We start from the raw sequence: 18,801 nt of genomic DNA, 5'->3' as shown, positions 1-18,801 counted from the left end.
GTGAGTCGGTTTCGTCCCTGGCTGGCAGCCTTGATGGTCGTGGCCGCGGGCAATCCGGTGTCGATCGCTGGCCAGGGGGTGACGCCCGCGCAGCAGGCGGCGCGTGTCGACATCGCCCCGAATGTGCGCGAGGCCTCGTTGCGCTTCGGCATTCCCGAGCACTGGATATACGCTGTGATCCGTATCGAAAGTGCGGGACGCACGCGTGCCGTATCGTCTGCAGGGGCCATGGGCCTCATGCAATTGATGCCCGGAACCTGGGCGCGCCAGCGCGCCCGGTTCGCGCTCGGCAGCGATCCGTTCGACCCGCGCGACAATATTCTCGCGGGCACGTCCTATTTGCGCGAAATGTACGATCGCTACGGCGGGGTCGGATTTCTCGCCGCCTACAATGCCGGGCCGGGACGCTACGAGGACTGGCTCGCCGGGCGGCGCGCACTCCCGCTCGAGACGCGCCGCTATGTCGCAAGGATTGCGCCGCTTCTGCAAGGCGAGCGCTTTCTGATTGCATCTGCTCAGCAGCCAGATCGCACAGCGCGTGCGATTCTACCGTCACCGGGCGAAGCGGCACAGCAACCAGCCCCGCCTCTCGAACCAGACCGTCGAGCGAACCCCTTCTCCCGTTCCTTGATGCCTGCGCACGACCTCTTCGCACCCGTTTCGACGGTCGGTGATCGATGATCGCCGGGATCGAAGGCTGGCGCCCTGCTTCGTTGGTTGGCGTTGTTCAGCAAGGGAATGACGGAAGGATCAGAAAGGGAAAGGAGGGATGGCGAGATAAAAGCAGCGCCGTCGCCCGGGCTGCATGTGGTTGGTTTTGCTGGGTAATATGCGCCGCCTATGCGCAGTGCCTGCCGCCGCAAGAGGCGAATTCTGCCGTGATCTCAAAGGGAAACGCGCCGTCGCTCCAAATTGCAGGCCATGGCTGAGGATGAGTTCGACATCCGCCCGGGCCGTTCGCGCGACGCTGGCGCGGCGTCCTACCGCAAGGGGAGGACATTGGTCGGGCGCGTGGTCCAGGTCTCCCGCCGCGCGGGCTACACGCCGCTTGGCCGGAGCCGGACAGGACACGGTACAGGCCACCACGGGCGGGGAAGACGGGCTGCGTTCCTGCGGCGCCGCAACGCCTTCCATCGGCGCGTTGTCATCAAGGCGCGTATCGTCCGGCATCGGGGTGCGAGATTTCGCTCGGCCCCGCTCGCGCGTCATATCACCTATCTCGAACGCGATGGTGTCACCCGCGATGGATCGAAGGGCCGCATGTTCGATGCTGGATCTGACCGGGCGGATGCGAAAGCCTTTGCCGCACGCTGCGAGGAGGATCGTCACCACTTTCGGTTCATCGTATCGCCCGAAGATGCGGGCGAGATGGCTGACCTGCGCACCTTCACCCGCGAAATGATGCGCGACATGGCAAGCGATCTCGACGTTGACCCTGAAATTGGGCTCGACTGGGTTGCGGTCGATCACTGGAACACGGATCACCCGCATATTCATGTGCTTGTCCGAGGTGTCGTTTCCGACGGCGCGGACCTCGTCATCGACCGCGCCTATATAAGCGAGGGACTGCGCGCCCGCGCCGAGGAGCGCGTCACCGTCGAGCTTGGCCCGCGCAGCGAACGCGATATCCGGCGGGCTTTGCGCCGCGAGGTCGATGCCGAGCGTTGGACCTCGCTCGATCGCCGCCTGCAACAACGGCGAGACAATGAGGGGCTCATTGACCTGCGCCCCGACAGCGTGGCGGACCGGCGCAAGGATCGCACGCTCCTCATCGGGCGTGCGCGGATGCTGGAGCGCATGGGTCTGGCCGAGCGTGTGGGACCGGCAAGCTGGAAACTCGCGGTTGACATCGAGCCGACACTCCGCGCGCTCGGCGAGCGCGGCGACATTATCAAGACGATGCACCGGGCGATGAACGGCCACGGTCTCGTCCTCGATCCCTCGCGCCTTGCCATGCATGGCAGGTCGACCGACGAGCGGATTGTCGGCCGGCTGATCGATCGCGGACTTCACGATGAACTTACCGGCGAAGCCTATGCAATCGTCGACGGCCTTGATGGACGAACGCACCATTTGCGCTTTCCCGATCTCGACCGCAGCAGCGATGCGGTATCGGGAGCGATCGTCGAGGCCAGTTCCTGGACCGATCGCAAGGGGCGCACGCAGTCGAGCCTGCTGGTCCGGTCCGATCTTGCCATCGAGGCTCAGGTCCATGCGAGCGGCGCGACCTGGCTCGACCGCCAGCTGGTGACGCCAAGGCCCGAGGCGCTCGCGGGCGGTTTCGGGGAGGTGGTCGAGACTGCGCTCTCCGAACGAGCCGATGTTCTGATCGGACGAGGTCTCGCGACCCGGCTGGGCCAGCGGATCGCTTTCGCCGAGGGCCTGCTCGATACCCTGCGCGAGCGGGAGCTGGCGGAAGCAGGCGAAGCCTTGTCTGCGCGCCATGGCGTCACTGCTATGTCGACGCGTCATGGTGAGCTTGTTGCGGGCGTCTATCGTGAACGCGTGGCGCTTGCTTCGGGGCGCTTCGCCATGATCGACAGCGGGATGGGATTTCAGCTTGTTCCCTGGCGTCAGGATCTTGAACGGCATCTGGGCGAGCATGTCGCGGGCAAGATCAATGCCCGTGGCGGTGTCGACTGGAGCTTTGCTCGCACGCGCGGGCCGGCACTCTGATCGTGCGACCTGCTGCGCCCAATCTTGACATCGCACCATGTGATGCTTATAAAAGCATCAGGAGAAGCGTTATGGCTATTGCAGCAGTCAAGGCAGCGGAAGCCCCCCGGGGTCTTCAGACTTTTGCCGCAGAGGGCGATCGCGGGCGCCTGACAGGCGCAGCGGTCAGGGCCGTCCTCCGCCTTGCCGAGGCCTGGGGTGCAAGCAATGCCGAAGGCGCTGCCCTTCTGGGAGTCTCGGAAAGCACCTGGGACCGGATGAAGGCCGGAACCTGGGAAGGCACGCTGAGCCAGGACCAGATGACGCGCGCCTCGGCGCTGATCGGCCTGTTCAAGGGGCTGCACCTCCTGTTTGCGAACGATCTGGCCGATCGCTGGCCCAAGCTGGAAAACCGGGCACCGGTTTTCGACCGGCATTCGCCGGTGGAGGCGATGATCGAAGGCGGCATTCCGCGCATGCTCGAAACCCGGCAGTATATCGACGCACTTCGTGGCGGGCTCTGAAGGCAGCGACGAGCTGCCGCAGGTTCGCGAGGCGTTCGAGCGGACCGTCAGGCTCGTGACCAGCGCGCGGCTGCGCGAGGCCGCCCTCGCGCCGCTCGGCGAAACCGATGAGGATCTGGCTCTCCTCGCCGAGATCGAGGGTGCGACGAGTTCGCGCCTGATTGCCGAGGAGCGCGGCATCGGCGGCATCTCGGCCGACGAACTCGTTCACGGCGTCCCGCACGCCAGGTTCATCAACGCCAGCTTCGCTTACGCCAAGCCCATGCAGCCCAATCGCTTCAACCCGGCCAACCGCGGCGCATGGTACGCAGCGCTCGACGTCGCGACCTGTATCGCCGAAGTCGGCCATCATTTGACGCAGGCCCTTGCCGACGCGGGCGACTACGATGCGGTCGTCGAATACAGCGAGATGATCGCCAGCATGTCCGGCGTGTTCATCGACCTGCGCGGGTTGCCCGATCATGCGGCACTGCATCCCGACAAGGACAAGGGCTACCCGCTCGGCAATGCTCTGGCCGAGCGGTCCCGGGCCGAGGGGCACAACGGCATCATTTACCCATCCGTGCGCCACGAGGGTGGGACCTGCATCGCGGCGCTCTGGCCAAATGTCGTGCAATCGGTGGTGCAGGGGGCGATGTACCGTATGACCTGGTCGGGCTCGCCAGAGTTCGTGGTCGACACCCTCTAGCCGCAACAAACCATTCCTGCGCCAGGCTGCGATCCCGGATCGCGCCGCTTGCCTTGCACAATGGTCTTCGACCTCATGGCTTCACGAAGGAAGAAAGTCATGTCGGCGACCACGATCCTCTGGGGCCAGATTATTGCGGTTTTCGCCCTGACACTTGCCGGTGTCTGGGCAGGCACGCAGTGGACCGCGCATGCGCTCGGCTATCAAGCGGAGCTTGGCTCACCCTGGTTCGTGTTGGGTAAGACGCAAGTCTATCCATTCTATTCCATTTTCTGGTGGTGGTTCAGCTACGACGCCTATGCGCCGCGCATTTTCGAGACAGGCGGCATGATCGCTGCATCTGGTGGGCTCGTCTCGGTTGTGGTCGCGATCGCCATGTCGGTTTGGCGGGCTCCAGAACGGAGAAACAGCGCCACCTACGGGTCGGCGCGCTGGGCGACCGCTTCCGAAATTGCCCGCGCCGGACTGCTGGCGGGGAAAGGCGTCGTGATCGGCAAGCATGGCAGGCGATACCTCAGGCATGACGGTCCCGAGCACGTCCTGTGCTTTGCGCCGACCCGCAGCGGAAAGGGCGTGGGGCTGGTCGTTCCGACGCTGCTGACCTGGCCGCATTCGGCGATTGTCCATGACATCAAGGGAGAGAACTGGGACCTTACCGCCGGCTTTCGATCACGTTTCAGCCGTACGCTCCTGTTCGATCCGACGAGCGACAAATCCGCCGCCTACAATCCGCTCATGGAAGTACGCCGCGGCGTCAACGAGGTGCGCGATGTCCAGAATATCGCCGATGTGCTGGTCGATCCCGAAGGCTCGCTCGAGCGGCGCAATCACTGGGAGAAGACCAGCCACGCACTTCTCGTCGGGACGATCCTCCACGTGCTCTACGCCGAAGCGAACAAGACATTGGCGGGTGTGGCCGCCTTTCTCTCCGATCCGCGACGCTCGATCGAGGCGACGCTGGCGGCGATGATGTCGACCCCGCATCTGGGAGAAGACGGCGTCCACCCGGTGGTCGCCAGCGCCGCGCGCGAACTGCTCAACAAGTCCGAGAATGAGCGGTCCGGCGTCCTTTCGACCGCGATGTCGTTCCTCGGGCTTTACCGTGATCCGGTTATCGCGAGGGTAACGAGGCAATGTGACTGGCGGATCGCCGATCTCGTCGATGCCGACCGGCCGGTAACGCTCTATTTGGTCGTGCCGCCGTCCGACATAAGCCGGACCAAGCCGCTCATCCGGTTGATCCTCAACCAGTTGGGGCGGCGCCTGACCGAAGATCTCGCCGAGGGCACCGGCAGGCAGCGGTTGCTGCTGATGCTCGACGAGTTCCCCGCGCTCGGCCGCCTCGACTTCTTCGAGAGCGCGCTGGCTTTCATGGCGGGCTACGGCATCAAGGCCTTTCTGATCGCGCAGTCGCTCAACCAGATCGAGAAGGCTTACGGCCAGAACAATGCGATCCTCGATAATTGCCATGTAAGAGTCTGCTTCGCGACCAACGACGAGCGGACCGCGAAGCGTGTTTCGGAATCTTTGGGAACTGCGACCGAGACCCGGGCAATGCGTAATTATGCAGGGCACCGCCTCTCGCCATGGCTCGGACACCTGATGGTCTCGCGCTCGGAAACCGCCCGGGCACTGCTGACCCAGGGCGAGATCATGCAGCTTCCCGACACCGACGAGATCGTCATGCTCGCCGGCGCGCATCCGATCCTGGCGAAGAAGGCGCGTTACTATGCCGATCGCCAACTGGCGGGTCGCGTCGGTCAGCCGCCGAGGCCGATACCGTCCCCGGATGATCCGGCTACGGGCGACTGGGATGTCATGATCAATCAGTCCAAGGCACCGCGCTCGTGCTCGCGCGAAGGCGGCGATCACGATAGCGACACTACAGGCGGCATTCGGCAGGAGCCGGAGCTTGCCGAGCATGAGGCCATCGCACCTCGCGTCGAACCCATGCGCAACGAGTTCGATTTCGAGGATCGCGGCGATGACGAGCAGGCCGATCCCAACCGCCAGATTGCCGACCGAATGCGCGCCAATGCCCGGCAAGCCGCACTCGATCCCGATGACGGGATCCCACTGTGAGCAAGGGCAACCGTATCAAGCACACCTTTCGCTTGCCGCCAGCGCTGTCGCGACAACTGGCCGACTATGCCGGGCGCAAGCGCGTGTCGCAGGCGTCGATTGTCGAGGCCGCGCTTGCCTCTTTCCTTTCGCCCGATGGCTCTGAGCGGCTCGAGGCTGCATTCAGCCGGCGCCTGGACCGGATCTCGCGGCAACTCGACAAGCTCGACTACCATGTCGAGGTCGGAAACGAGGCTTTTTCGCTTTTCCTTCGACGCTGGCTGGCGATCACACCTGTCTCGGCCAGCGACACCAACCCAGCTGCGCGCACCGAAGCCGACACAAGGTTCGATTACTTCGTCGAAGCCCTTGCCTGGCGCATGGAAACAGGGCGCCGACTGTCCGAGGATTTGCAGCGTGATGACGAGGTCCGCCCGGAGTAGCGCCAGAGTGGTGCAAACAGGCAGAGAGAACAGGTGCAAGTCACTGGAACGCTTGCTAGGTTCCTGTGATGCAGACCGATCTCGATCACTTGCCCCCGCAAAAGCAGCGCGAACTGGAACGAGTGGTGCAACTGATCTTCGAGGAGTTCGACGACGCCTTTGCGCTGGCCAGGCACGAGTGGAAGAAGGCCGGGCGCATCCTCAAGGTGATACTCTACGGTAGCTATGCACGCGGGACATGGGTCGACGAGCCGCATACGGCCAAGGGTTACCAGTCGGATTACGACCTGCTGATCATCGTCAACGACAAGCGGCTGGTCGACCGAGTGAAATACTGGTCGAAGCTCGATGACCGGCTGATGCGGGAATACGGGGTGACGAATACGCTGAAGACGCCGGTCAATTTCATCGTTCATACGTTGCAAGAAGTGAATGATGGATTGGCCCACGGGCGCTATTTCTTCATGGACGTGAAGCAGGATGGGATCGCGCTTTACGAGTCCGACGACACTGAACTCCTTACGCCCAAGCCCAAGACGCCCGAGCAGGCGCTCGCGATGGCGCAGGAGTATTTCGACGAGTGGTTTCCTGCGGCAATGCAGCGCTTCGAGATCTCGAAAATCGGCCTTGAGCGAGGATTCTTAAAGCCTGCCGCATTCGATTTGCACCAAGCCACTGAATTCCTTTACCACACTGTTCTCTTGGTCTGTGCGTTCTACACTCCGCACGTGCACAACCTCGGCTTCCTTAGGACTCAGGCCGAGCGCATCGACCCGCGCCTGACCTATGTCTGGCCTCGCGACACACGCAAGGATCGCGCCCGCTTCGAAAAGCTCAAGGAAGCCTACGTGAAGGCGCGCTATTCGAAGCACTACCGCATCACGAAGGAAGAGCTCGTATGGCTCGGCGAGCAGGTCGAGGAGCTCGGTCGCGTGGTGCACGAGGTGTGTGCGGAGCGGGTTGCACAACTTAAAGAAGGCCAGAACTGACCGATTGGATCACGTTGATGAGCTCATGTTGGATGGCAGCTTGGCGCCCTCATATCGGCCGTTCGGCTGATCACGCGCCAATGCCGAAAGCTGCCGTTTGATCATCTGGTCCCCGGATAGCCCATCGAGGCGAAAGCATCGTTTCAGCAAGCGGAGCTTTCGTATTACGCATACCGGACCTACAGATGTCAGGAATTAGTATATAGAAATTGACATTGTCAGATTATCGACCTATTAGGCCGCCGTAGGAGCAAATATGACCGATGGCCCGTTCAAAAACCTGAAGCTCGACAGCCGCTCAAGGCGGTTTGCGGAAGCTGTCCAGAACGAGGCTGAAGATCATGACACTCGTTGCGCTCTTGGCAGCCATGCCATCGTAAACGGCATCCTATCAGCAAACGACGGACTGATCCGCGACCTGGTAAGCTATGGCGAGGATGGGCAGCTGGATCTCGATCCGAAGGGATCAATCAAGGGCATCTTCGAAAAGTACGACAAGTCGGAATTTTCGGATGACCTCCAACGTGAAGTTGCCATGAGGCTCCACGATGGCGACAGCTCTCGCGATGCTATCGACAAGGCCTTGGACGCATGTGTCGAAACCAATATCGGCAAGACGCTCACTCGTATTCAGGAAGCTGGGCTAGAGGCGCATCGGGATAGCCAAATGCACAGAGACCAGCTCGACCGACTCAGTGAAGGATTGGGCGAAGTGTCGAAGAGCCTCGACCGTGCGCGCATTCAGGATGCTGTGAAGAGCTGCGACAAGGACGCGTTCACGCCAGACGCCAAAAGAAGAACCGGTCTCGATGACCCAATACTGTCATTGTAATGAGTGATTTTTCTAAGATTTCTGAGCGCGGCCTAATCATTCTTGAGGCGGGGCAAGCGGCTCCGCGTCGAGGCTCGAAGGGTCGCGTTTATGCAACCATCGGCTCAGAGATTAAGTGCGATAAGGACATCTTTGACAGCTACTGCCATGAGGGCTGGAGCAGCATCCACCACGACCTGCTGATTGTCTGCGCGGCCGTCGAATTTGCCGACCGTCGCTGGGGACGCGGCAATGCACATTGGGCACGGCACTTTCATGTGACTGTGCCCGTGATTGAGCTTGCGACCTGGCAGGAGGCGACTGTTCAACAAAGTCTTTGCGATACCCTGCGCCATCTGACTGGAGATGAGTGGCGTTTCAGCTTCGTGCGCCATGAGGGTGCGGCAACAAGCAAGCCGCGACAAGGCCCGCTATTCCCGAATCAGCAAAAGGCATTCGCCATTGCATACAGCGAAGGCTTGGACTCGCTAAGTGTCTCGGGCCTCTACAACAAGAATGACACTGCCGTGAGCGTGCGTTTGTCGAAGTTCAAACAACGCGTGCGCAAGGATGAGCGGCCATTCGACCGCCTTCCCTTCGATGTGAAGGTGAAGCCAAATGCCGAGAACAGCGCCCGTTCGCGCGGTTTCAAATTTGCGGCGGCGACGGCAATCGCGTCGCAGCTGTCAAATGTCAGCCGGATCATTGTGCCTGAAAGTGGTCAGGGCGCTTTGGGGCCAGTGTTGCTCCCCCTGCTCAAAATCTACCCAGATTACCGGAACCACCCGACTTTTTTCAGAAAAATGGAGCGCTTTATCAGGGCGTTGCTTGGTATCGACCTGACCTATGAACAACCGCGCCTCTGGCATACCAAAGGCCAGACCATCGCGGCGTTTCTGGCAAAGCCTGGCGTAACGCCCCAACAGGTGATTGATACCCGTTCCTGCTGGCAGCAACGGTTCAATGTTCGCGTCGCGGGCGAAGTACGCCAGTGCGGCGTATGTGCGGCTTGCCTATTGCGCCGGATGAGCTTGCACGCCGCCGGCGTTGTAGAGCTGTCCGAGAAGTATGCCATTGCCGATTTACAGGCCGCACGATTTATCGATGCACTGCCGAAGGAAAACAGTTTCAGGGCCACCAACACCCTTTACGACTACGGCTATATGGGCGCGCGGCACCTGCAACAACTCGCCGATTTGGCCAGTGCGCCAGATACCGCCCTGAAGCCTCATGCATTCCAAATCGCTGAAGCCCTTGGGTCGCCAGTAGATGACGTGACGAGCCAGCTTCGGGACATGCTCGTGCAACATTCGAAAGAGTGGGCAGCATTCGAGCAGCACCAGGGCGAAGAGAGTTTTCTGCAACTATGGACGAAGGGAGGTCGCCGTGGCTGATCTAAACGAGCTGACCCCACAGGAGATTGGTCGCCGCCTTCGCCTTGCCCGCGAAAGCGCAAAAATCCGTCAGGACGAAGCAGCCAAGGTCATTGGCATGTCTCGCCCTACCCTCGTATCGATTGAAAAGGGGGATAGACGGGTACGCATTCAGGAGCTTCAGGCCCTTGCGAACCATTATGGGGTGTCGGTGAATGCCCTGCTGCGCCGTGAGGCAGTCCATACTGACCTTGTGCCACGCTTCCGCCGACTTCGCGAAACCGAGGATGAGCATACCGGCGAGGCAGTGCAACTGCTGAATGATCTCGTGCGAGCTGAGGTCGAATTGGAGAACATTCTCGGCATAGAGCGGCCTAAAAATTACCCGCCTGAAAGGGGCATCAACACTGGCGATGTCGTTGAATTGGCAGAACAGCACGCGCAGGAGCTGCGCGATTGGCTCGGACTGGGCTCTGGCCCAATCGCCGATATCTTCACCCTGATGGAATTGGATCTCGGTATCCGACTCTACCAGCGACGCCTGTCAAAGGGTTCGAAGGTGGATGCGCTTTTCACCTACGATCAAACTTTGGGAGCGTGCATTCTGTTGAATGCAAACTTCCCTCTGCAGCGGCGTATTCAATCTGCAGCTCATGAGCTGGGGCATTTCGTAGGCACTCGTCAGGCTCCAGAGGTACTGGAGGAAAATGAGAAGTTTCAGTCACGCGAAGAGCGATATGCTCACGCTTTTGGGCGCGCATTTCTCACCCCGCGCAAGAGCTTTGAAGCGGCGTGGCGCCAGCTCATCGCTGGCTCCGAGATTACCCGCAGGCCAATCATCGTACAGGCGCACCACTTCAGCATTTCACGCGAAGCCTGTGTGAGGAGGCTGGAAGAGCTCGGACTTGTTAAGCGGGGCGCATGGGACAAGCTGAAAGCCCATGGTGGGATTACTTCGGCGCAGGTGCGCGAAGTGCTGGGCGATGCTGCAAGTAAGTCCGACCCAGTAAAAGATGATGCAGACCGGCCAGTGTCTCATCGCATGAGCTTCATGGCTTACACCGCTTGGAAACGCGATTTGATGTCAGAGGGACAACTGGCCGAGCTTCTCAAAATCAAGCGGCTGGAGCTGCGCGCTCTGCTCGATCAAATGGAACTGGAGGAGAGCGAAACGGATGACCTGTTTAAGCTCCCTCTCTGATACGCTTACGCCACTAGTCCCCGATACGAGCGTGCTAATTAATCTGCACGCTTGTACGTTTGGTGAAGAGGTGCTTCGGGCCATTCCGAACGAAATTGTTCTATCTGAAACGGTGGTCGCGGAACTCAACCATGAAACCAGTCACGCCAATGGCGAGAACGGGTTCATCCAGCGCCTGATCTCGGAGAATGTCGTTAAGGTCGTGCAGATGGATGATACAGCGACTCGTCTTTTCGAGAAGATGATCCGTTCTCCGGGCTCGCTCGACGATGGCGAAGCAGCCACGATTGCAATGGCTGTGGCGCAGGGCTTTCTGCCCGTTATCGATGAGCGGAAGGGTCGGGCAAGAGCCCAAAGCCTGATGAACGGGCAAGCCCCCGCTTGGTCGCTGGACCTTCTGGTGCATCCCGCGGTGCAGTCCGGGCTTGTCGGTGGCGGATATATTGAGGCGGTCTATCTCGCTCTTCGGGAAGGCAGGATGCGAATTGATGAGGAGCAGTGCGAGGCGGTTGCCAAGTTGATCGGATTTGAACGCGCCCTCACGTGTAATAGCCTCCCAGGGTTTAAAAAGCGCAGGAGTTCCTGGATCGCTATGTGACCGATATTCTTGTGGGTTCGTCGGGAACTGATGATGTAGAGGTGAGGGCAGTTTTGCCGTTTGTACTTTCCTAAACCGGACGGTCAGCAACCGGCCCCAAATCGGACATGATCGTCACCAGATGACAAGATGGCTGACCTTAGCCAGACCTCAAGCCGCTTGTCGGGCCCGCTGCGCCATCAGAAGGAGCAGATGTTCGCCGATCGCCTTTCCGAGCAACGGGGGGACTGCATTGCCGACCTGAACATATTGCTCGGTCTTAGAGCCGTGGAATTCGAAGTGATCGGGGAACGATTGCAACCTTGCAGCCTCGCGCACCGAAATCGCGCGATCCTGATCCGGGTGTATGTATGCGCCCCAGTGTATGTCGCATTTCGTCAGAATGGTGCAGGCTAGGCCATCCCAGCGCATCCGACCATAGCGCTTGGTATGGTCGGATCGCTTGGCCCGCTGCATCCCTGCAGGAAGCAGCTCATGCGGGATGTCACGCCAGCTCCCTCCCTGGGGAATATGGACAAGCCGTTCCAGATTGACCTTGCCGAGGCGCGGAGCGACGTGCTGTGTTGTCTTCGTGGCATTGCCGCGCAGTTGGCGCTGGAACTCCGAGGCGGGAGGTGTCGCATAAGCAAGCGCGCCGCGGTCTTCTCCATTCGCTAGCCTCGGGAGATCACCGATTGCATCGCGGATAGTTGTAAAAGGCTGCGAGGTTCCCGGACCGTGAGTGGGCTGGGGGTGAGAGATGGGCAAGCCCAGTCGGTTGCCGATAAACACCACGCGGCGGCGTTCCTGAGGCACACCGTATTCCTCTGCGTTGAGTACCGCTTCCTTTACGTCATAGCCAAGCGCACCCAGCGCCGACTGAATGGCACGTACGGCTTCGCCGCCACCGATGGAGTAAATGCCTTTGACGTTCTCCATCACGATCCATTCGGGCTGCAGGCCCTCGACAATACGCAGATATTCGCGGAACAGGGTCGCGCGCGTATCGTGCATGCCGCGCTTGTGATTATATACCGAATAGGCTTGGCAGGGGGGGCCACCGACCAGAAGCGTCAGTTCGCCAGTTTTGAGTCCGGTTGCCTCCATGAGATCTTCCACACTGAGATTCTCGATGGGGCCTGGGAGGAATGTGGCGCTGGGATGCGTTGCTGCGAACGTCCGGCCCGCAGCCTCAAAGCAGTCATTGCCTGCGAGTACACGAAAACCTGCCATCTCGAGGCCTGCCGACAGCCCGCCAGCGCCACAGAACAGATCGATAGCGGTCTTCGTCATCATACCATTCCCTGATTTGTTCTCTTTATGTACCAATACATAATGGCGGCACCTATAGCAAGCGATCCAGTCCGGACTTGGCTTTGATCCGTGCTTCGAAATCACCCTGTGCTACCGGCGTACCACCGGTCAGGCCGAGTGTCGCGCTCTCCAGTGTCGTGTAGATCTCGTCGACGATCGTGAGTTTGTAGCGCCCGGTCACCGGATCCTCGACGAAGTCGGCCAGAAACCACGCGATGTCTGCGTTCGAAAGGTGCGGAGCGCGCTCCATCTGACCCATTGAATGGAAGAAGGCCCAATCTACGAGGATTGCCATCTTCTTGCCCCAGCGTCGGAGCGTAGGAATTTTGGTCAGAAGCTGCGGCATGAGGCGCTTGACCCCGCTACTCCGGTAGTCGGGTCTTCGGCCAATCACCGGCATCGCCAGCCTGCCTTCGCGACCGGCGATATCTTCGAATTCGATGCCCATCTTCTTGCCGGAAAAATAGACGGCCTGAACCTCGACCGCGACCCAGTCCTCAAGGCTTCTGCCATCGCTGCCGGTCTTGAGAAGGACCATATCGATGCGTCCGACGTCCTTGCCTTCCTCACTGTCCAGACTACCGGTCGATTCGAGAAAACCGACTTCTCCCACCTTTAGCGGGTCGGTCGTTCCGAGAAGACTTCTGCCAATTTCGGTAAAGGCGATGTGTCCTTCGTGTAAGCGCCAGGGGCATAGCGAGCGGACCTTGCCCTGATCGCCTTCAACGGGCTCGATTCCCGACGCGGTCTCCTCATAAAGTCGGATCGAACAAACTCCGCCTTTTTTGGTACAGACCGGATGTTCCTTCCCCGCCTTGAACGGGCAGGGACGTTCAGCTTCGCGCTGTCGCTCAAGCTTCTCCAGCAGCTCTTCAAGTCGAGTGCTTTCGCGCTGTGTCAACTGGCTGTCCGCGCGCTTTTTCTCGAGGTCTGCGAGCCGATTCAACTCACTCTTGCTCATGACCGCGCTGCCGACCTCATGCGCTGCGTGAGCGACCCGGTGCGCATCCTCGATCTTGTGGAACGGGTCGCCGTACCATTCGGCAATATGAAATTTTCGAGCCATTTGCGCCCCAAGCTTAATCCAGCCACCCGTATGCACCGAAAGGTGGTCCACCCGTCAATTCATGCGAAGCCATCATCCCCGAATTACGGGCTAAATGACTGCCAGCTATTCCTGATCCCGCCGGGGTTTGGGTCACTCGCGTCAGTTCCGGATTGGCTTCTTCCGCAGGTCTTCGCACCGAACCTTTGCTTTTGCGCGCGGGTCTACGCCGTCCGCAATTCAGTGTTGCAACGATCTAATCTGATGTCTCTTTGATTTGCCTCGCAAGCGCAGCCGATGTCGGTTGCCACATTCCGGGGCAGCCCATGAGCGTAATTCCGATCCGATCACAAGCTTCATCGCGCGGCGCGCGAATGTTGCGCACGGCGCTCGGCCCAGAGATCGCCAGGTGGCTGGAGGAACCCGCGGTCATCGAGGTCATGCTCAATCCCGACGGACGCCTTTGGGTTGACCGCTTGGGTGAGGGCCTGGCGGCCACCGATTGCCTGATGAGCGCTGCTGATGGCGAACGTATCATCAGGCTGGTGGCGCATCATGTCGGTGCCGAGGTGCATGCCGGGTCCCCGCGCGTCTCGGCAGAATTGCCCGATGGCGGAGAGCGCTTCGAAGGGCTGCTGCCGCCGGTGGTCGCTGCGCCAAGCTTTGCCATCCGCAAGCCGGCGGTCGCGGTGTTCACGCTTGGCGATTATGTCTCGGCGAGCATCATGACTGACCGGCAGGCCGAGGCGCTTGCTTGCGCAGTCAGTGGCCGAAAGAACATCCTCGTCGCTGGCGGGACCTCGACGGGCAAGACGACGCTCACCAATGCGCTGCTCGCCGAAGTCGCTTCCGGATCCGATCGCGTCGTCCTGATCGAGGACACGCGCGAACTGCAATGCGCCGCGCCCAATCTCGTGTCGCTGCGGACCAAGGACGGTGTGGCGACGCTCTCCGACCTTGTCCGGTCGGCCCTGCGCCTGCGGCCCGATCGCATTCCGATCGGCGAAGTGCGGGGCACCGAGGCGCTCGATCTCCTCAAGGCATGGGGCACCGGCCATCCGGGCGGGATCGGCACGATCCACGCCGGGACTGCGCTGGGCACGCTGCGGCGGCTCGAACAGCTGATCCAGGAAAGCGTGGTCACCGTGCCGAGCGCACTGATTGCCGAGACCATCGACGTGATTGCTGTGCTCGTCCGCGATGGCACCGGGCGGCGGCTTTCCGAATTGGCTGAGGTCCGTGGGCTCGATGCTTCCGGTGAATATGTCCTCGCACCCTTCTGTCTCAATCAAGGAGAACCATCGTGACCCACGTCCTGTGTCGGGCGCGCTCGCGCCTGTCCGCTCTTGTCCTGTCCGGCCTTGCTGTTCTGGTTGTGGCGACACCAGCCTATGCTGCCGGTTCGTCGATGCCGTGGGAAGCGCCGCTGCAGGCGATCCTTGAATCGATCCAGGGTCCGGTCGCCAAGATCGTCGCGGTGATCATCATTATCGCCACGGGACTGGCGCTCGCATTCGGGGACACCTCGGGCGGGTTCCGGCGGCTGATCCAGATCGTATTCGGCCTGTCGATCGCCTTTGCGGCTTCCTCCTTCTTCCTCTCCTTCTTCTCTTTCGGCGGCGGAGCGCTGGTCTGATGGAGCCGGGATCAGACCTGCCGAACGGCTTTGCAGTACCGGTTCACCGGGCGCTCACCGAACATATTCTGCTCGGCGGCGCTCCGCGCGGGCTGGCAATTGCCAATGCAACGCTCGCCGGCGCGATCGGGCTCGGGCTGCAATTGTGGATCGCAGGGCTTGTGTTCTTCGCGCTTGGTCATGTGGTCGCGGTGTGGGCCGCAAAGCGCGATCCGCAGTTCGTGGATGTGGCGCGGCGCCACCTGCGCTTCCCCGCGCACCTGCAGGTCTGAGCCATGCTGAGCCTGCGCGAATATCGGGACAAGGCCGACCGGCTCGCGGACTTCCTGCCCTGGGCAGCCTTGGCCGCCCCGGGGGTGGTGCTTAACAAGGACGGCAGCTTCCAGCGCTCGGCGCGCTTTCGCGGGCCGGACCTCGACAGCGCGACGCCTGCCGAACTGATCGCCACCACCGCGCGGCTCAACAGCGCGTTGCGGCGCCTCGGATCGGGTTGGGCGATTTTCGTCGAAGCGGTGCGCCGGTCAGCGCAGGAATACCCCGTTTGCGACCTACCTGATCCCGCCTCGGCGCTTGTCGAGCGCGAACGCGCCGCCCAATTCGCCGAGGAAGGCGCGCATTTCGAGAGCCGATACTTCATTACATTCCTCTGGATGCCGCCTGCCGAAGACGCCGCGCGCGTCGAAAGCTGGCTCTACGAAGGCAAGGATGCGCGCGGCATCGATCCGCGTGAACTGCTCGAGGGCTTCGCCGACAGGACCGACCGGCTGCTGCGTCTCTGCGACGGCTTCTTCCCCGAAGTTGCCTGGCTCGATGATGGCGAGACGCTGACCTATCTGCACAGCTGCGTCTCGACGCGCGAGCAGTCCGTCCGCGTTCCCGAAACACCCCTGCATCTCGATGCGCTGCTTGCCGACGAGCCGCTGACTGGCGGACTCGAACCGCGGCTTGGGGCAGTGCATCTGCGCACTCTAACCGTGGTCGGCTTTCCGAGCGCGACCTTTCCCGGCCTGCTCGACGAATTGAACGCACAGGGCTTCGCCTATCGCTGGGCGACCCGGGCGATTATGCTCGACAAGAGCGACGCGGCGAGGCTGCTCTCAAAGATCCGCCGGCAGTGGTTCGCCAAGCGCAAGTCGGTCGCTGCCATCCTCAAGGAAGTGATGACGAACGAGGCCTCGGTGCTCGTCGACACCGATGCGGCGAACAAGGCCGACGACGCCGATACGGCATTGCAGGAACTGGGCGCGGACCATGTCGGTATGGCGCTCGTCACGGCGACCGTGACCGTGTGGGACGAAGACCCCGCGCTCGCTGCAGAGAAGCTGCGGCTGGTCGAAAAGATCGTCCAGGGACGGGATTTCACCTGTGTTACCGAGGGCATGAATGCGATCGAGGCTTGGCTCGGATCGCTGCCCGGCCATGTCTATGCCAACGTGCGCCAGCCTCCGATCTCGACGCTGAACCTTGCGCATATGCTGCCGCTGTCGGCAGTCTGGGCGGGACCGGAGCGCGACATTCATTTCGATGCGCCGCCGCTGTTCTACGCCAGGACGGAAGGATCGACCCCGTTTCGTTTCGCACTCCATGTCGGCGATGTCGGGCACAGCCTCGTCGTCGGCCCGACCGGGGCGGGCAAGTCAGTGCTGCTCGCTATGATGGCGATGCAGTTCCGGCGCTATGGCGGGGCCCAGGTCTTCGCGTTCGACTTCGGCGGCTCGATCCGCGCCGCCGCGCTTGCGTGCGGCGGCGACTGGCAGGACCTGGGTTCGAGCCTTGCTGACGACAGCGAAGAAGCTGTTCTCTTGCAGCCGCTGGCAAGGATCGACGAACCGGGGGAGCGCAATTGGGCAACCCAATGGTTGCAGTCAATCCTCGCCGCAGAGGGCGTAACGGTCGATCCGGTGACCAAGGACCATCTCTGGTCGGCGCTCTCTTCGCTCAGCACGGCTCCGGTGGCAGAGCGTACGCTGACAGGATTGGCCGTCCTGCTGCAATCGCAGGCGCTGAAGCAGGCGCTCGCCCCCTATTGCATCGGCGGCCCCTTCGGGCGGCTGCTCGACGCTGAAACCGAGCACCTCGGCCACGCCAGCTTCCAGGCCTTCGAGACCGAAGGCCTGACCGGTTCGGCTGCTGCCCCGGCGGTCCTGTCCTATCTTTTCCATCGGATCGAGGGGCGGCTTGATGGCTCGCCGACGCTGATCATCATCGACGAAGGCTGGCTCGTGCTCGACAGTCCGGCTTTTGCCGCGCAATTGCGCGAATGGCTCAAGACGCTGCGCAAGAAGAATGCGAGCGTCGTCTTCGCGACGCAGAGCCTGGCCGATATCGAGAGTTCGGCAATCGCGCCCGCAATCATCGAGAGCTGTCCGACCCGCATCTTCCTGCCCAATGAGCGCGCGATGGAGCCGCAGATCCTCGCGATCTATCGCCGCTTCGGCCTCAACGACCGCCAGATCGACATCCTCAGTCGCGCGACGCCCAGGCGCGACTATTACTGCCAGTCCGCGCGCGGCAATCGCCTGTTCGAACTGGGCCTCGGCGAGGTCGCGCTGGCTTTTACCGCTGCCTCTTCGAAGGGCGACCAGCTTGCCATCTCGCGCATCGTCGAAAGCGACGGGCGCAGCGGCTTTGCCGCTGCCTGGCTGCGTCATCGCGGCCTCGACTGGGCTGCCGAACTGCTTGGCCCCGATGCCCGTCGTTCCGATTCCCCCAGCCCCCAGGAAGGAGACCTCCCATGACCTTGCGTAAACTTCTCCATGACTTCGCCGCCGGAACGGCGCTCGCCGCCGCCAGCGCGAGCGCTGTCGTATCGGTTCCGGCACAGGCGCAGTTCGGAGGCATAGTCTACGACCCTTCGAACTATGCCCAGAACGTGCTGACCGCCGCGCGCACGCTGGAGCAGATCAACAACCAGATCCGCATGCTGCAGAACCAGGCGAACTCACTCATCAACGAGGCGAAAAATCTGCAGAGGCTGCCGTTGACGGTGCTCCAGCCCTTGCAGGACCAGATCAGGCAGACACAGCAATTGCTGCAGCAGGCGCAGCGCATTGCCTTTGATGTCCGCGAGATCGAGACGGCGTTTGACCAGCAGTACAAGAATGTTCCGCTCGGTGCCTCGCAGCAGGCAATGGTCGATGGTGCCGAAGCACGCTGGCAGAACAGCGTTGCGGCCTTCGAAGATGCACTCAAGGTGCAGGCCGGCGCGGTCGCCAATATCGAGGGTTCTCGCACGGCGGTGAACGAGCTCGTGAGCGCCAGCCAGTCCGCCACCGGCGCACTGCAGGCGGCTCAGGCAGGCAACCAGCTGCTCGCCCTCCAGGCACGGCAATTGGCCGACCTCACCGCGACGCTGGCGGCGCTGGGCCGGGCACAGGCGCTCGATGCCGCCGAGCGCGCGGCGGCCAAGGCACAGGCGCGTGAACAGCTGAGGCGCTTCCTTGGTGAGCGCCCCGGCACCGCTCCGGGCGGCGAGTAAGCGCTC

18 protein-coding genes are annotated in these 18,801 nt (G+C 61.6%); 16 read left to right on the top strand and 2 right to left on the bottom strand.

Translation table 11 applies throughout. The annotated features are described in order from the left end of the window. The 11 genes from AC13CE_RS14405 to AC13CE_RS14355 all read left to right on the top strand — a co-directional run bounded on the left by AC13CE_RS14405 (window position 1) and on the right by AC13CE_RS14355 (window position 11,343). Window positions 1-681 (top strand): lytic transglycosylase domain-containing protein, encoded by a 681-nt coding sequence (locus AC13CE_RS14405; RefSeq protein ID WP_482972814.1) that lies wholly within the window; start codon window positions 1-3, stop codon window positions 679-681. Between the two features lie 240 nt (window positions 682-921). Then, window positions 922-2,676: a relaxase/mobilization nuclease domain-containing protein gene (locus AC13CE_RS14400; protein WP_482972813.1), complete on the top strand. Its 1,755-nt coding sequence runs from the start codon at window positions 922-924 to the stop codon at window positions 2,674-2,676. Between the two features lie 71 nt (window positions 2,677-2,747). After that, window positions 2,748-3,179: an antitoxin Xre-like helix-turn-helix domain-containing protein gene (locus AC13CE_RS14395; RefSeq protein WP_482972812.1), complete on the top strand. Its 432-nt coding sequence runs from the start codon at window positions 2,748-2,750 to the stop codon at window positions 3,177-3,179. Next, complete coding sequence (locus AC13CE_RS14390; RefSeq protein WP_482972811.1) at window positions 3,166-3,867, top strand: RES family NAD+ phosphorylase; 702 nt, start codon at window positions 3,166-3,168, stop codon at window positions 3,865-3,867. The genes AC13CE_RS14395 and AC13CE_RS14390 overlap by 14 nt, the downstream gene beginning before the upstream one ends. A gap of 99 nt (window positions 3,868-3,966) precedes the next feature. Continuing rightward, window positions 3,967-5,949: a conjugal transfer protein TraG gene (locus AC13CE_RS14385; protein ID WP_482972810.1), complete on the top strand. Its 1,983-nt coding sequence runs from the start codon at window positions 3,967-3,969 to the stop codon at window positions 5,947-5,949. Then, the gene (locus AC13CE_RS14380) at window positions 5,946-6,371 is read left to right on the top strand and encodes a CopG family transcriptional regulator (RefSeq protein WP_482972809.1); all 426 of its coding nucleotides are present in this window, start codon (window positions 5,946-5,948) and stop codon (window positions 6,369-6,371) included. The genes AC13CE_RS14385 and AC13CE_RS14380 overlap by 4 nt, the downstream gene beginning before the upstream one ends. A gap of 68 nt (window positions 6,372-6,439) precedes the next feature. Then, entirely contained in the window at window positions 6,440-7,360 is a 921-nt protein-coding gene (locus AC13CE_RS14375; protein WP_482972808.1) for a HEPN domain-containing protein, read from the top strand. 256 nt (window positions 7,361-7,616) lie between these two features. Continuing rightward, window positions 7,617-8,192: a hypothetical protein gene (locus AC13CE_RS14370; RefSeq protein ID WP_482972807.1), complete on the top strand. Its 576-nt coding sequence runs from the start codon at window positions 7,617-7,619 to the stop codon at window positions 8,190-8,192. Beyond that, a complete protein-coding gene (locus tag AC13CE_RS14365; protein WP_482972806.1) occupies window positions 8,192-9,565 on the top strand; it encodes a 7-cyano-7-deazaguanine synthase in 1,374 nt (457 codons plus the stop codon). Before AC13CE_RS14370 ends, AC13CE_RS14365 begins: the two co-directional genes overlap by 1 nt. Further along, a complete protein-coding gene (locus AC13CE_RS14360; protein WP_482972805.1) occupies window positions 9,558-10,745 on the top strand; it encodes a helix-turn-helix domain-containing protein in 1,188 nt (395 codons plus the stop codon). The genes AC13CE_RS14365 and AC13CE_RS14360 overlap by 8 nt, the downstream gene beginning before the upstream one ends. Further along, complete coding sequence (locus AC13CE_RS14355) at window positions 10,720-11,343, top strand: PIN domain-containing protein (protein ID WP_482972804.1); 624 nt, start codon at window positions 10,720-10,722, stop codon at window positions 11,341-11,343. Before AC13CE_RS14360 ends, AC13CE_RS14355 begins: the two co-directional genes overlap by 26 nt. 150 nt (window positions 11,344-11,493) lie before the next feature. Here the strand turns inward: AC13CE_RS14355 and AC13CE_RS14350 are convergent, their stop codons facing one another. Next, window positions 11,494-12,615, bottom strand: a complete 1,122-nt coding sequence (locus tag AC13CE_RS14350; RefSeq protein WP_482972803.1) for a DNA cytosine methyltransferase — start codon at window positions 12,613-12,615, stop codon at window positions 11,494-11,496. Between the two features lie 52 nt (window positions 12,616-12,667). Beyond that, complete coding sequence (locus tag AC13CE_RS14345) at window positions 12,668-13,702, bottom strand: NotI family restriction endonuclease (RefSeq protein ID WP_482972802.1); 1,035 nt, start codon at window positions 13,700-13,702, stop codon at window positions 12,668-12,670. 305 nt (window positions 13,703-14,007) lie between these two features. On the opposite strand from AC13CE_RS14345, the gene trbB reads away from it, so the two are divergent. The 5 genes from trbB to trbJ are packed head-to-tail and all read left to right on the top strand — an operon-like array spanning window position 14,008 to window position 18,795. Next, window positions 14,008-14,988 (top strand): P-type conjugative transfer ATPase TrbB, encoded by a 981-nt coding sequence (gene trbB, locus AC13CE_RS14340; protein WP_482972801.1) that lies wholly within the window; start codon window positions 14,008-14,010, stop codon window positions 14,986-14,988. Between the two features lie 8 nt (window positions 14,989-14,996). Beyond that, the gene (locus tag AC13CE_RS14335; protein ID WP_482972890.1) at window positions 14,997-15,317 is read left to right on the top strand and encodes a TrbC/VirB2 family type IV secretion system protein; all 321 of its coding nucleotides are present in this window, start codon (window positions 14,997-14,999) and stop codon (window positions 15,315-15,317) included. Continuing rightward, window positions 15,317-15,589 carry a VirB3 family type IV secretion system protein gene (locus AC13CE_RS14330; RefSeq protein WP_482972800.1) on the top strand — a complete coding sequence of 91 codons (273 nt, stop codon included), beginning with the start codon at window positions 15,317-15,319 and terminating at the stop codon, window positions 15,587-15,589. Before AC13CE_RS14335 ends, AC13CE_RS14330 begins: the two co-directional genes overlap by 1 nt. Before the next feature lie 3 nt (window positions 15,590-15,592). After that, window positions 15,593-18,055, top strand: a complete 2,463-nt coding sequence (trbE, locus tag AC13CE_RS14325; protein ID WP_482972799.1) for a conjugal transfer protein TrbE — start codon at window positions 15,593-15,595, stop codon at window positions 18,053-18,055. Next, the gene (gene trbJ / locus AC13CE_RS14320; protein WP_482972798.1) at window positions 18,052-18,795 is read left to right on the top strand and encodes a P-type conjugative transfer protein TrbJ; all 744 of its coding nucleotides are present in this window, start codon (window positions 18,052-18,054) and stop codon (window positions 18,793-18,795) included. The genes trbE and trbJ overlap by 4 nt, the downstream gene beginning before the upstream one ends. Window positions 18,796-18,801: the final 6 nt, after the last annotated feature.

It is taken from the genome of Qipengyuania sp. B-5 (assembly GCF_056857815.1).
The sequence above is the reverse complement of the archived record's forward strand: the minus strand, read 5'-3'. Positions and strand labels throughout refer to the sequence as shown.